This window comes from Photobacterium nomapromontoriensis (assembly GCF_050336815.1).
Taxonomy (GTDB): Bacteria; Pseudomonadota; Gammaproteobacteria; order Enterobacterales; family Vibrionaceae; genus Photobacterium; species Photobacterium nomapromontoriensis.
On sequence record NZ_JAKJSL010000039.1, the window covers coordinates 21,312 to 34,449 of the forward strand.

A 13,138-nucleotide genomic window follows, 5' to 3' on the forward strand; every position below is an offset into this window, starting at 1 on the left:
AATCAAAAAGCTGTACGAACACCATTGAGCATCATGTAATCATAAGAGACATAACAAGCCAAATACTTACCAAACAAAAACGCACATAACTAACTGATTATCAAAAACAATTATCCCTCACCTGTCCGTGTACAGCTTTTTGGCTTTTTTACCTATGATGCGACAAAAACAAATTTAGCAAATAAACCCATTATATCAGTCAATTAAACAACAAAGCGTTAACGTAATTGTTCTGTTTTTTGTAAATCGCCCAGTTCAACCCAAAAGCTTCCATTCTGTTCGTATTAAGCGTGATCAACCACACGCTTTATTTGGCATATCCTGACGGAATCTCTATCTCCGAGATACGTTTAGAGATGAATATGATAGGATGATATACTTATCGCTTGTATTTTGAGGTTGTATGTCAAATAAGGGGCAGTTGCTGGAAACTGCACAGCAACTCTGTGAGCAACGAGGTGTAAGACTTACTCCTCAACGGCTTAAAGTTCTGGCGCTCATTATCGAGCACCATAGCTCTATCAGCGCCTACGAGCTTTTAGATCTACTGCGGGTGAGTGAGCCTCAAGCTAAACCACCTACGGTATACCGAGCCCTCGACTTCCTTCTCACTCAAGGTTTTGTGCACAAGGTAGAATCCACCAACAGCTATATAGCCTGTTGTTTGTTAGGCCATGCCGATCACTGCTCGCAGCTGCTGATCTGTGATGAGTGTGGTACGGTAGAAGAGTGCCACGATGAAGAACTGGCAAAGTTACTTCGCCATCGAGCAGAACAAAAAGGCTTTGATGTTTCTAACCATGTTGTTGAAAGCCATGGTATTTGCAGGCAGTGTAAAAACAAGTAAGCACATTATTTTTCTTTAGATAAAGACAGTCGTTATCAGATTATGCGCGCAGAATTCGTAAACCCTTTCTTGGCGTCACTTTTGAATGTTCTCAAAACAATGGCGTCCATGGACTTAGCCCCGCAAAAGCCTCGCCTTAAACGAGATGAAGTCGCCCGAGGTGATGTCTCGGGTCTAATCGGTATGATTGGCCCTCAAACGAGAGGCTCAATGTCGATTACCTTCGATGAAGGCCTCGCGCTGGAAATTATGCAGCGAATGCTCGGTGAGCGCCCGAACGGGATCAACGAGGAAGTCACCGATATGGTTGGCGAAATCACCAATATGGTTACAGGTGGCGCCAAACGTATTCTTTCTGACAAAGGCTATGATTTTGAAATGGCAACACCTGCTGTCGTTTCTGGTCGAGGACATACCATTACTCATAAGTGTGATGGCATGATCATCATCATGCCGTTCGACTCTGAGTACGGAAAAGCCTTTATTGAAATCTGTTTTGACGGTTAATATCCCATCGCAGCAATTCCTTTTTAACAGCCGGTTCATTCCGGCTGCCGTCACACTCCTCTATCATCAAACTTATCACTTTGATTTTTATGTGAAGTTGCCACGGTTCTCGGATAAAAAACTACCAACCGCCATATATTCGATCTAGACTGAGTATGCTGGATAAGCATCAAGGCTCGTATCCTTAGCTGCTATCTAGCGTATCATTTTGCCTGTCTACAGAGGCAAGCAAGGAAATACCCTCATTCAAAGGAAAGATCGTAACATGAGCAAACTGACTGGAACCGTAAAATGGTTCAACGATGAAAAAGGCTTTGGCTTCATTTCTGGTGCGGATGGCAAAGATGTATTCGTTCACTTCAGTGCTATTCAGGCTCAAGGCCGTCGCACACTGCAGGAAGGACAAAACGTCGAGTTTCTCGTCACAGATGGTCAGAAAGGTCCACAAGCAACTGATGTGATTGCCTTGTCATAATGGACTAGTATACCGTTCCCCCGAAAAAAAACGCCGCTAAGCGGCGTTTTTAATAGTTATTTTTTATGCATTAAAATCATTGACGCCACTGTTTGAACGCATTGATTAAACCATTCGTCGAGCTATCATGACTCGCCACTGCATCAGTACCGGCCAATTCTGGCAAAATATTATTGGCCAACTGCTTACCCAGTTCAACGCCCCACTGATCGAAACTGAAGATGTTCCAGATCACGCCCTGAGTAAAGATTTTATGCTCATAAAGCGCAATCAGCGAACCCAACACTGTTGGTGTGATTTGCTTAACCAAGATTGAGTTCGTTGGGCGATTACCTTCGAATACTTTGAATGGTACCTGTTCAGCAACCTCAGCCAATGTTTTACCCGCAGCGAGGAACTCAGCTTCAACCTGTTGCTTGGTTTTGCCAAAGGCCAGAGCTTCAGTCTGTGCAAAAAAGTTCGCCATTAACTTAGGATGATGATCGCTCAGTGGATTATGGCTGATCGCAGGCGCAATGAAATCACATGGGATCAATTTCGTGCCTTGGTGGATCAACTGATAGAACGCATGCTGACCATTGGTACCCGGCTCACCCCAGATAATTGGACCAGTCTGATAATCAATTGGGTTACCGCCACGATCAACACACTTACCGTTTGACTCCATGTTGCCCTGCTGGAAATAAGCCGCAAAGCGATGCATATATTGGTCGTAAGGCAGGATAGCCTCAGTTTCTGCACCATGGAAGTTGTTGTACCAAATACCAATTAAAGCTAACAATACCGGTAGGTTTTGCTCAAGCGGGGTTTCAGCAAAGTGCTTATCCATCGCATGGGCACCATCAAGCAACGCTACGAAATTATCAAAACCAATCGACAAGCTGATTGATAGACCGATAGCAGAGCACAGAGAATAACGTCCACCAACCCAATCCCAGAACTCAAACATATTGTCAGTATCAATACCAAACTCCGCAACCGAGGTCGCATTGGTAGACAGTGCGGCAAAGTGCTTAGCGACATGAGCCTGATCAGCGGCTTCAGCCAAGAACCAGTCACGCGCTGAATGCGCATTGGTCATGGTTTCTTGAGTGGTGAATGTTTTTGAGGCAATCAAGAACAACGTCGTTTCAGGGTTTAGTGTTTTCAGCGTCTCAGCAATATGCGTACCATCGACATTGGATACAAAATGCATGTTCAGGCGCGTCTTATAGGCAGCGAGGGCTTCTGTCACCATGTAAGGGCCCAGATCTGAACCACCGATACCGATATTCACCACATCCGTAATTTCTTTACCGGTATAGCCTTTCCACTCACCATCAACGATACGGGCAGTGAACGCCTTCATTTTTTCCAATACCGCATTAACGCCAGGCATCACGTCTTCGCCATCAACCACGATAGGCGTATTACTACGGTTCCGTAGCGCGGAATGCAGTACAGATCGATTTTCTGTTTGGTTAATTTTCTCACCACTGAACAAATCAGCAATTGCCGCTTTGACTTCTGTTTGCTCTGCCAGTGCAAGCAACTTAGTCATGGTCTCTTCTGTGATAAGGTTTTTCGAGTAGTCCAATAGAATATCGTCGCCGAAGTGGGCTGAGAACTTGTTGAAACGCTCGCTGTCGCTCGCAAATAACTCGCTCAGCTGAAGATCTTGCGCATCTTCAAAATGGGCAGTCAGCGTTTTCCACGCCTCGGTATGGGTCGGATTAATGTTCTTCAACATGGTGATGTTCCTGATTTTGAATTGTTAATCCATTCGCGTTGTTAGGTAAACTCAGCGATGGATCCCCGATCTGAGTGAATGTAATTCTGCCGTGTTGCCTAGTGTAGCTCAACCTACAAGGTCATCACTATTTTGGTAATTTTACAACTTATGAATAATTATGACGTGAAGTGACACCTACCTTCATTGCGTCAGGTCACAAAATACAGAGTAAATGATCCACCAATAAAAGTGCAATATATTCAGCCGATGTCACACTTTAAACACGACAATAACAAAGGATGGGAAAGATGTGGTTCCAAAAAATAATTTCACTGCGAGCTCGCGCTCGTGGATTTCACCTGATCAACGATGAAATTGAACAACATATACCCGAGTTAAAACAGTTTCACATAGGCTTAGCACACTTATTTATCCAGCATACCTCCGCGAGCCTTACTGTGAATGAAAATGCCGATCCGACAGTAAGAAGTGACATGGAACGGTTTTTCAATCGTATTGTGCCGGAACGAGCTCCCTATTATCAGCATACCGATGAGGGCGATGATGATATGCCAGCTCATATCAAAGCCGCATTACTGGGTAATAGCCTGACTTTACCTATTTCACAAGGCCGTCTGGCACTGGGGACATGGCAAGGGATATATTTGGGTGAGCATCGGGATCACGGTGGGTGCCGCAATATTGTCATCACACTGCAGGGCGAAGAACCCAACGATTGGAGATAAGAACGGTCGATTCAAACAAAGAAAAGCCGCACTGGAAACGAAAACGGTACGTTAACGGGATCCATAGCGGCTATAACATTGCGCATTGCAATGGGAGAACGATGAGAAACTTATACGTAGGCCATCGCAACCCGAGACGTCAATTTTGTCACGAGTTCATAAGCAATAGTCCCGATGTGCTCTGCGACAATCTCTGCTGGCAGTCCTTGCCCCCACAGAACCACTTCATCGCCAACCTTGTCGGTCGTATCCGGACCTAAATCAACCGTCAGCATATCCATCGATACCCGTCCAGCCATCGGCACAATCCGGCCATTAACCAACACGGGCGTCCCATTCGGTGCGGTACGAGGATACCCATCACCATAGCCAATAGCGATCACCCCAATTTTTGTATCACGCTGACTGGTCCATATACCGCCGTAACCGACCGATTCACCCTGCTTAACGTCCCGCACAGCGATCAAACTTGAAGTCAGGGTCATGACAGGTTGTAGGGCAAAAGCCGCAGCAGAATGCTCTTCCTCAACAAACGGTGAGACGCCATACATGATGATACCAGGACGAATCCACTCCATGTGGCTATCCGGCCAGGCTAAAATTCCAGCGGATGCTGCGAGCGAGCGCTCACCACTACACCCCTGGGTAAGACTAAGGAATGTACTAACTTGATGATTGGTCACTTCGCTGCTCAATTCATCGGCACAACCAAAGTGACTCATATAACGCAATGGCTTCGCGACATTTTTACAATGATGAAGACGCGAGACAAATTCAGCATATTGTTCAGGGCGAACCCCTAAACGGTGCATTCCCGTGTCAATTTTTAGCCAAACGACAACTGGGCCATCCAGTTCAGCCTGCTCAAGCGCTTCAAGTTGTTCAATAGAGTGAACAACTGTATGAATATTATTCGTCACCAGAACAGGAAGGTCAGCAGCACCATAGAAGCCTTCCAGCAACAAAATAGGCTTAACAAGACCTCCGGCACGTAATGTCAATGCCTCCTCGATACGAGCAACACCAAAGCCATCTACGTCAGGCAAACTACTGGCGACCCATGACAGACCATGACCATAGCCATTGGCTTTCACCACCGCTAAGATTTTGCTATCCGGTGCCTGAGCTCGGATCTGGTTGAGGTTATGGGTTAACGCCTGTGTATTGATATAAGCTGTTGCCGCTTTCATCGAAAATCCTACTTCTACTGCTCCGGTATTCCGGGACTACTTCTATTTGTTATTCGTCATCAAAGGCCGGGCCGGCATAATTGTCGAACCGTGAAAACTGCCCTTGGAAGGTCAGGCGTACAGTACCAATCGGACCATTACGCTGTTTACCCAGAATAATTTCAGCAATCCCTTTCAGGGCACTGTCTTCGTGATAAACCTCATCACGGTAAATAAACATAATTAAATCGGCATCCTGCTCGATCGCACCAGATTCACGTAAGTCTGAGTTAACCGGACGCTTATCCGCACGCTGCTCCAATGATCGGTTAAGCTGCGACAGGGCAACGACTGGTACATTGAGCTCTTTGGCCAATGCTTTCAATGATCGCGAGATCTCTGCGATTTCCAGAGTACGGTTATCTTGGTAGCCTGGTACACGCATCAATTGCAGGTAGTCAATCATGATCATGCTCAGACCACCATTATCGCGAGCGATACGACGGGCACGGGAACGCACTTCCGTCGGGGTCAGGCCAGAACTGTCATCGATGTACATATTCTTCTTTTCCATCAGAATACCCATCGTTGACGAAATACGTGCCCAATCTTCATCATCTAATTGACCCGTACGGATCTTAGTCTGATCAACCCGAGACAACGACGCGAGCATACGCATCATGATCTGCTCAGCGGGCATCTCTAACGAGAAAATCAGTACCGGTTTTTCCTGCTCCATGGCTGCATTTTCACACAGGTTCATGGCAAAGGTCGTTTTACCCATTGATGGACGGGCAGCCACAATGATCAAATCAGAACCCTGTAGCCCCGCAGTTTTCTTATTAAGATCGGTAAATCCCGTTGATACCCCAGTCACACCATCTTGTGGTGACTGATACAAAAGCTCAATACGCTCTAACGTTTTCTCAAGGATCGTATCAACACTCTGCGGCCCCTCGTTTTCCGAGGTACGCTGTTCGGCAATGGCAAACACTTTACTTTCTGCCATGTCCAACAGCTCTTCGCTGTCTCGCCCCTGAGGATCATAACCGGCATCGGCAATGTCATTGGCCACACTGATCATTTCACGGATCAGAGCCCGCTCACGAACAATTTCTGCATACGCTAAGATATTGGCAGCTGACGGGGTATTCTTAGCCAGTTCAGCCAAGTAGGCAAAACCACCTACATCCTCTAGCTGAGCAGAACGCTCAAGATGCTCAGACAGGGTGATCAAATCAAGCGGTTGCCCCCCTTCCAGCAAACTTGCCACACCCTCAAAGATAATGCGGTGAGGACGGCTGTAAAAATCCTTGGCAACGACCTTTTCTGCGACAACATCCCATTTTTCGTTGTCGAGCATGAGGCCACCAAGCACCGATTGCTCGGCCTCTAGCGAATGCGGCGCCATCTTGATCGCGTCCATTTTGGGATCTTTCGAATAATTCGGTTTGCTTTTCTCTGCCATAGGAATTGAAATGATTGCCGGAAACTAAGCCGTGCATTATACCCTAATTCAGGATGAGTCCCTCTATCAATATAGTGTCGAACTTGAATTTCCCTGTGAGATTTTTCATATTACGCCCATCAACCGTAGATGGTAAGCCTGTGACCAAATCTTAACCCAACGCTGACAGAAATAAGGTAAACTTCAGCATTCCGTTCACACTTGCTGTTTTCAATCTTTCAGGAGGCCGATTGGCAAGATACTTACTGGCATTGTTGCTACTTGTCCAAGGACATGCCAACGCTGCCGATGATGACCAACCCACCCGTATTCCACCACCATGGAGCAGCGAGATCGAGCTGGGTTACCAATCTCTGGGAGGCAATTCCGATTCTCAAACGCTCAACACTCGAGTTGGTGTCACCTATGTTAAAAATCAGTATCGTCAAACGGCTGAAGCGAAGCTCTTATTGGCTGAAAAAGATGGGGAAGAAGACAAGCGTAAAGGGCAGATAGAGCTACAAAGCGATAAGAAAATCAACGAACGAACCTATGTGCTTGGCAACATCAATTACTTCGATGATCGCTATGGCCCCTATTTCATTGATTTCACCTTGGCCACGGGTCTGGGTTATCAGTTAATCCGCCTTGAGACCTTCCAGATGGAAGTGGAAGCAGGTCCTGGCTATCGCCACCAAGAGCCCAATATCGATGAGATTGATGATGATGATATCATCTTGCCCGATATGGTCGATGAGCTGATCATTAGAGGCAGTGCCAAGATGGCTTGGAAGCCATCGAAAGATATTGAAATTAATTTACGAATGACGGGCATTGCAGGTAACAGTAACAGCACGATGGAAACCGAGATCAACCTGACAACAGCGGTCAATGAACATGTTGCCATCAAGTTGAGTAACACCCAAAAAGTGAACAGCTGGGTACCCGAAGGGCTAAAAAAACGCGACTCCGCCACGACCATCAATCTTCTGTTTAAGATGTAGGATGTATACCGATATGCGAAATGGGAGAAGATCCCTGCACCTATTTCCCTTGAATTGAGCGTACTAAGCTCACGTTGCCCCTACATCTTGAGATAACAGGATATAGCAGACATAAAAAAACCAGCCCGAAGGCTGGCTTTTCATATCAACACTAGACGTTATTAAGCTTCAGCTACAACGTTTAGAGTGATAGTTGCGAATACTTCAGAGTGTAGCTGGATGCTAACTTCGAATTCGCCAGTAGTACGTAGTGCGCCTTCTGGAAGACGAACTTCGCTTTTAACTACTTTAACGCCAGCTGCAGTGATTGCATCAGCGATATCACGCGTACCGATAGAACCGAATAGTTTACCTTCGTCACCTGCTTTAGATGCGATAACTACTGCTTCTAGCGCGTTAAGAGCGTCAGCACGTGTTTGAGAAGCAGCTAGTTGCTCAGCAACTTTAGCTTCTAGCTCTGCACGACGTACTTCGAACATCTCAACGTTCGCTTTAGTAGCCATAACTGCCTTGCCCTGTGGGATAAGGAAGTTACGAGCGTAACCAGCTTTAACGTTAACCTGATCGCCTAGGCTACCTAGGTTACCGATTTTATCAAGTAGAATAACTTGCATTATCTTGTCCTCTTAAACTTAATTAAACCGCTACCGATTACAGATGCTTATCTGTGTACGGTAGAAGTGCTAGGTAACGAGAACGCTTGATAGCGCGAGCTAGCTGACGCTGGTATTTAGCGCGAGTACCAGTGATACGGCTAGGTACAATCTTACCCGCTTCAGTGATGTAGTTTTTTAGAGTTGCTACGTCTTTGTAGTCAATCTCTTGAACGCCTTCTGCAGTGAAACGGCAGAATTTACGACGACGGAAGAAACGTGCCATGGGCTTATCTCCTGAACTAAATTTTTTCAATGTGGTCGGCATGTAACACTAATTTACCGATACCATTTCGACCGGTTTGGTAAGAGACAAAGCCGCTTACCTCAATGTGACTGCCGACAGCTAAATCTTGAGTGAGAACTTGTTGACCTTGACCACTAACCACCACGTTGATGTAACAATACACTTGGCGTGGCAGGTTAGCTTCTTGCTGATAGGAACGATGCTCAAGCACAAAGTGACAATGAGGGATCCCTGCCAGCGACTGGCTTCGTTTGGGCGGTTTAGCGATAACGCCAGACAGCACCAGACGATTGGTCATTTAACAATTACTCAGCTGCTGCTTCGTCTTCAGACGGTGCAGCGTCTGCACGCTCTTCACGCTTAGTGAAACGCTCTTCTTTAGCCTTCATCATTGGAGATGGCTCAGTGATAGCGCCCTTGGTGCGCATGATCATGTTACGGATCACAGCATCGTTGAAGCGGAAGTTAGACTCAAGCTCGTCAACTACAGACTGCTCAGCTTCAACGTTCATTAGAACGTAGTGTGCTTTGTGCAGTTTGTTGATTGGGTAAGCCATTTGACGACGGCCCCAATCTTCTAGACGGTGAATCTGACCACCAGAATCTTTGATAGCAGCAGTGTAACGCTCGATCATGCCCGCAACCTGTTCGCTTTGATCAGGGTGCACCATGAATACGATTTCGTAATGACGCATTGGTTGCTCCTTACGGATTAATCAGCTTCTCGATTTGGCTCGGTCGTCCAAGAGAAGCAAGGAACTAAAGATAAATAACCGAGAATTTGGATGCAGAATAGTATAGAGAACGGGCAATTTAAGCAAGCGAATTTTACGCTTCAGCGGAAGATATCTATGCGCCGAACTTAGCCCGGATATTCAGACAGATAGACGTCTGCGTAACCATGAGCAGCGCGGCATTACACCGAAAAAAAGGAGCAACGCGTTGCGAGGCTCCTGTTAATTTATGCAATTGTTATTACTAAACGCGGCGGCTATTGACGCTGACGTACAGCCTCAAACAAGCAAATGCCGGTAGCTACCGATACATTCAGACTGGATACCGAGCCTGCCATCGGAATTTTGATCAGGTCATCACAGGTTTCACGCGTCAGGCGACGCATGCCTTCCCCTTCCGCACCCATTACAATTGCAAGTGGCCCGGTCAGCTTACTCTGGTAGATATCATGTGTAGCTTCACCAGCCGTACCCACCACCCACACGCCTTTATCTTGTAAGGCACGCATTGTTCGCGCTAAGTTGGTAACACGCACCAAGGGCATGATCTCAGCAGCACCACAGGCCACCTTGCTCGCCGTGGCGTTAAGCTGGGCAGAGCGATCTTTAGGCACAATCACGGCTACCGCACCAGCAGCATCGGCATTACGCAGACAAGCACCCAAGTTATGCGGATCAGTCACGCCATCCAGCACCAACAGCAATGGGTTCTCCTGGCCCGCCAGCAAGTCATCAAGATCATTCTCGTTGTACTGCTTGCCAGGGCGAACACGAGCAATAATGCCCTGATGAGAAGCGCCGTCCACTTTATCATCCAGTGCCTTACGGCCGGCCTGCTGGATGGTAATACCCAACATCTGTAGCTCGTTGATCACCGGTAGCAAGCGATCATCTTGACGATCTTTTAAGACAAAGACCTCAATAAAACGTGCAGGATCGGATGCCAGTACCGCGTTAACGGCATGAATGCCGAAAATCATGTCATTACTCATTGATTAACTCTTCTTTGCTTCTCGTTCTTTCTTACCCGCACGTTGCTTTTTACGCGCTTTCGTCGACTTTTTCTTACGTTTCGGCTTATCCGTTCCCTCAGCCTCTGGCTTATGGAACGGCTTTTTATCGCCTTCTGCTTTTGGTATCGCGCCCGCCTTCAGTTTATTACGGACAGAACTGCGATCCTTTTTCGACTTAGCACGCTGCTCTGGTTTAGCCTCGCCCTCGTCGACACGATATGTTTTCAGGCTCTGACGCTGTAAGCCTTCGGCTTTGCGCATCCGTTGTTTTTTCTCGCGACCTTTACTATCACGAGCATCTCGCGCTTTGGCCGTTTTACCGGCGCCACGAGGCTTGCGGGTACTATCAACAATATCAAAGTCAATCTGACGGTCATTCAAATTGATTGACGCCACCTTCACCTTAACCGTATCACCTAGACGGTAAATCTGGCCGGAGCTATCACCAATCAAACGCTGACCGATTGGATCATACTGGTAGTAATCATTGGCCAAGTTTGAAATATGTACCAGGCCATCAATGTTTAGCTCGTTCAAGCGGACAAAGAAACCAAAACCGGTAACATTGGCAATCACACCATCAAACTCGTCGCCAACGTGATCCTGCATGTACTCACACTTGAGCCAATCTGCCACATCACGCGTTGCATCATCAGCCCGACGTTCCGTCATTGAGCACTGTTCGCCGAGGGCATCCATCTCATCAAATGAGTAATGGTAGCCACCTGTCGGCGTCCAACGATCTTTATTCAACCCTTCTTTCTTCGCGATCAAATACTTGAGCGCACGGTGCAGGGTCAAATCTGGGTAACGACGGATCGGCGAGGTAAAGTGTGCATACTGACTAAGAGCCAAACCAAAGTGACCAATGTTATCAGCCTGATAAACAGCCTGCTTCATTGAGCGCAATAGCATGGTTTGGATTAATTCTTTGTCCGGACGATCTTGAATCAAATGTGCCAACGCCGCATAGTCTTTCGGTGACGGCTCTAGACCGCCGGAAAGCTGCAGGCTTAACTCACCCAAGAAATCACGGAAACCAACCAGGCGCTCTTCCCCTGGCATATCATGCACACGATACAGCGCAGGCTCTTTTGATTTCTCAACAAAACGAGCCGAAGCGATGTTTGCTAAAATCATACATTCTTCGATGATTTTATGGGCGTCATTACGCACAGCCGGCACGATACGATCAATCTTACGATCCGCATTGAAGATAAACTGAGTTTCTACCGTTTCAAACTCAATCGCACCACGCTCTTCACGAGCATCCTTGAGCACCTTATACATGCTGTACAGCTCTTCAATGTGCGGTACCAGCGGCGCATAACGCTCACGCAGTTCCTCATCACCTTCGAGCATCTTACTGACCTTGGTATAAGTCAGGCGAGCATGGGAGTTCATTACCGCTTCATAGTGCTTGTAACCTGACAGGTTACCCGCCTCTGAAATGGTCATTTCGCAGACCATGCACAGGCGATCCACCTGAGGATTCAGCGAGCACAAGCCGTTAGACAGTACTTCCGGTAGCATAGGGATCACCTGAGACGGGAAATACACTGAGTTACCGCGTTTAACCGCTTCATTGTCTAATGCCGTTCCCGGACGCACATAATAACTCACATCCGCGATAGCAACCCACAAGCGCCAGCCTCCGGACTTTTTACGCTCACAGTACACGGCATCATCAAAGTCACGGGCATCTTCGCCATCGATAGTCACCAATGGCAGGCTGCGTAAATCAACACGTCCTTGCTTGGCTTCTTCTGGCACTTCTTCGCCTAGGCCTTGAATTTGCTTATCAACTTCAGATGGCCATTCATGCGGAATATCGTGAGTACGCAAGGCAATTTCAATTTCCATACCCGGCGCCATATTTTCGCCCAGTACTTCGACAATTTTGCCCATCGCGTTATGTTGACGTGTCGCACGCTGATTGATCTCAACCACGACCACATTACCCATGCGGGCTCCCTGGCGATGTTCATTCGAGATCACAATATCCTGTGCAATACGGGAATCATCCGGCACCACATAGCCCATGCCGTCTTCAACGAAGAAGCGACCGACGATCTGCCCTTCATAGTGCTTAAGTACACGGACTACCCGCCCTTCACGACGGCCACGCTTATCCGTACCAGCAACCTGAGCCAAAATATAATCGCCGTGGATCACACCGCGCATCTGGTGGTGAGGCAGCATTAAATCATCGTCTTTACCTTTCGCGCCATCAGGACGCAAGAAGCCAAACCCATCACGGTGGCCAATGACATGGCCTTTGATCAGGTCAAGACGTTCCGGCAGCGCATAACACTGACGGCGGGTAAAAATCAGTTGACCATCACGCTCCATCGCGCGCAGGCGGCGACGTAGGCCTTCATACTGATCATCACCCTCTAGTTTCAGTTCTTCGAACAGCTGATCGCGACTGATCGGTGTAGAAAACCCACGGATCACCTCCAGCAACATTTCTCGGCTGGGAATCGGGTTTTCGTAATTTGAAGCTTCGCGATCGCGAAAAGGGTCGACCGGTAAATCGGTAGTACCTTTTGACATAGTTAGATCCAAGTTGGCGAAGATATAAC

At 47.4% G+C, this 13,138-nt stretch carries 14 protein-coding genes; 5 read left to right on the top strand and 9 right to left on the bottom strand.

What is annotated here, in order from left to right:
* Positions 1–403: 403 nt before the first annotated feature.
* From zur to L4D12_RS16745, 3 genes are all read left to right on the top strand, one after another.
* Entirely contained in the window at positions 404–847 is a 444-nt protein-coding gene (zur, locus tag L4D12_RS16735) for a zinc uptake transcriptional repressor Zur (protein ID WP_428448985.1), read from the top strand.
* A 42-nt stretch (positions 848–889) separates the two neighbouring features.
* On the top strand, positions 890–1,354 hold the full coding sequence (locus L4D12_RS16740; protein ID WP_428448986.1) for a chemotaxis protein CheX: 465 nt from the start codon (positions 890–892) through the stop codon (positions 1,352–1,354).
* A gap of 265 nt (positions 1,355–1,619) precedes the next feature.
* On the top strand, positions 1,620–1,829 hold the full coding sequence (locus L4D12_RS16745) for a cold-shock protein (RefSeq protein ID WP_428448987.1): 210 nt from the start codon (positions 1,620–1,622) through the stop codon (positions 1,827–1,829).
* 76 nt (positions 1,830–1,905) lie between these two features.
* On the opposite strand, the gene pgi is transcribed toward L4D12_RS16745, so the two are convergent.
* Positions 1,906–3,558 (bottom strand): glucose-6-phosphate isomerase, encoded by a 1,653-nt coding sequence (gene pgi, locus L4D12_RS16750; RefSeq protein ID WP_428448988.1) that lies wholly within the window; start codon positions 3,556–3,558, stop codon positions 1,906–1,908.
* Positions 3,559–3,848: 290 nt separating this feature from the next.
* Here pgi and L4D12_RS16755 point away from each other — a divergent pair, with 290 nt between their 5' ends.
* Positions 3,849–4,286, top strand: coding sequence for a secondary thiamine-phosphate synthase enzyme YjbQ (locus L4D12_RS16755; RefSeq protein ID WP_428448989.1), 438 nt, complete (start codon positions 3,849–3,851; stop codon positions 4,284–4,286).
* A 110-nt stretch (positions 4,287–4,396) separates the two neighbouring features.
* Here L4D12_RS16755 and alr read toward each other — a convergent pair whose 3' ends face one another.
* The gene (gene alr, locus L4D12_RS16760) at positions 4,397–5,476 is read right to left on the bottom strand and encodes an alanine racemase (RefSeq protein WP_428448990.1); all 1,080 of its coding nucleotides are present in this window, start codon (positions 5,474–5,476) and stop codon (positions 4,397–4,399) included.
* Positions 5,477–5,525: 49 nt separating this feature from the next.
* Positions 5,526–6,923, bottom strand: coding sequence for a replicative DNA helicase (locus L4D12_RS16765; protein WP_428448991.1), 1,398 nt, complete (start codon positions 6,921–6,923; stop codon positions 5,526–5,528).
* 230 nt (positions 6,924–7,153) lie between these two features.
* Between L4D12_RS16765 and L4D12_RS16770 the strand changes: the two genes are divergently transcribed.
* Entirely contained in the window at positions 7,154–7,906 is a 753-nt protein-coding gene (locus L4D12_RS16770) for a DUF481 domain-containing protein (protein ID WP_428448992.1), read from the top strand.
* A gap of 161 nt (positions 7,907–8,067) precedes the next feature.
* On the opposite strand, the gene rplI is transcribed toward L4D12_RS16770, so the two are convergent.
* The 6 genes from rplI to rnr all read right to left on the bottom strand — a co-directional run bounded on the left by rplI (position 8,068) and on the right by rnr (position 13,109).
* Entirely contained in the window at positions 8,068–8,520 is a 453-nt protein-coding gene (gene rplI, locus L4D12_RS16775) for a 50S ribosomal protein L9 (RefSeq protein ID WP_428448993.1), read from the bottom strand.
* 37 nt (positions 8,521–8,557) lie between these two features.
* Positions 8,558–8,785: a 30S ribosomal protein S18 gene (rpsR, locus tag L4D12_RS16780; protein ID WP_005421136.1), complete on the bottom strand. Its 228-nt coding sequence runs from the start codon at positions 8,783–8,785 to the stop codon at positions 8,558–8,560.
* A gap of 16 nt (positions 8,786–8,801) precedes the next feature.
* Positions 8,802–9,104, bottom strand: a complete 303-nt coding sequence (gene priB / locus L4D12_RS16785) for a primosomal replication protein N (protein ID WP_428448994.1) — start codon at positions 9,102–9,104, stop codon at positions 8,802–8,804.
* A 7-nt stretch (positions 9,105–9,111) separates the two neighbouring features.
* Positions 9,112–9,501, bottom strand: coding sequence for a 30S ribosomal protein S6 (rpsF, locus tag L4D12_RS16790; RefSeq protein WP_428448995.1), 390 nt, complete (start codon positions 9,499–9,501; stop codon positions 9,112–9,114).
* Between the two features lie 296 nt (positions 9,502–9,797).
* Positions 9,798–10,532: a 23S rRNA (guanosine(2251)-2'-O)-methyltransferase RlmB gene (gene rlmB, locus L4D12_RS16795; RefSeq protein WP_428448996.1), complete on the bottom strand. Its 735-nt coding sequence runs from the start codon at positions 10,530–10,532 to the stop codon at positions 9,798–9,800.
* Positions 10,533–10,535: 3 nt separating this feature from the next.
* On the bottom strand, positions 10,536–13,109 hold the full coding sequence (gene rnr / locus L4D12_RS16800) for a ribonuclease R (RefSeq protein ID WP_428448997.1): 2,574 nt from the start codon (positions 13,107–13,109) through the stop codon (positions 10,536–10,538).
* Positions 13,110–13,138 lie beyond the last annotated feature (29 nt).

What these genes read in the sequence shown, in the direction of transcription:
- zur (WP_428448985.1), top strand. Translation starts at nt 404, where the DNA reads ATGTCAAATAAGGGGCAGTTGCTGGAAACTGCACAGCAACTCTGTGAG.
- L4D12_RS16740 (WP_428448986.1), top strand. Translation starts at nt 890, where the DNA reads ATGCGCGCAGAATTCGTAAACCCTTTCTTGGCGTCACTTTTGAATGTT.
- L4D12_RS16745 (WP_428448987.1), top strand. Translation starts at nt 1,620, where the DNA reads ATGAGCAAACTGACTGGAACCGTAAAATGGTTCAACGATGAAAAAGGC.
- pgi (WP_428448988.1), bottom strand. Translation starts at nt 3,558, where the DNA reads ATGTTGAAGAACATTAATCCGACCCATACCGAGGCGTGGAAAACGCTG.
- L4D12_RS16755 (WP_428448989.1), top strand. Translation starts at nt 3,849, where the DNA reads ATGTGGTTCCAAAAAATAATTTCACTGCGAGCTCGCGCTCGTGGATTT.
- alr (WP_428448990.1), bottom strand. Translation starts at nt 5,476, where the DNA reads ATGAAAGCGGCAACAGCTTATATCAATACACAGGCGTTAACCCATAAC.
- L4D12_RS16765 (WP_428448991.1), bottom strand. Translation starts at nt 6,923, where the DNA reads ATGGCAGAGAAAAGCAAACCGAATTATTCGAAAGATCCCAAAATGGAC.
- rplI (WP_428448993.1), bottom strand. Translation starts at nt 8,520, where the DNA reads ATGCAAGTTATTCTACTTGATAAAATCGGTAACCTAGGTAGCCTAGGC.
- rpsR (WP_005421136.1), bottom strand. Translation starts at nt 8,785, where the DNA reads ATGGCACGTTTCTTCCGTCGTCGTAAATTCTGCCGTTTCACTGCAGAA.
- priB (WP_428448994.1), bottom strand. Translation starts at nt 9,104, where the DNA reads ATGACCAATCGTCTGGTGCTGTCTGGCGTTATCGCTAAACCGCCCAAA.
- rpsF (WP_428448995.1), bottom strand. Translation starts at nt 9,501, where the DNA reads ATGCGTCATTACGAAATCGTATTCATGGTGCACCCTGATCAAAGCGAA.
- rlmB (WP_428448996.1), bottom strand. Translation starts at nt 10,532, where the DNA reads ATGAGTAATGACATGATTTTCGGCATTCATGCCGTTAACGCGGTACTG.
- rnr (WP_428448997.1), bottom strand. Translation starts at nt 13,109, where the DNA reads ATGTCAAAAGGTACTACCGATTTACCGGTCGACCCTTTTCGCGATCGC.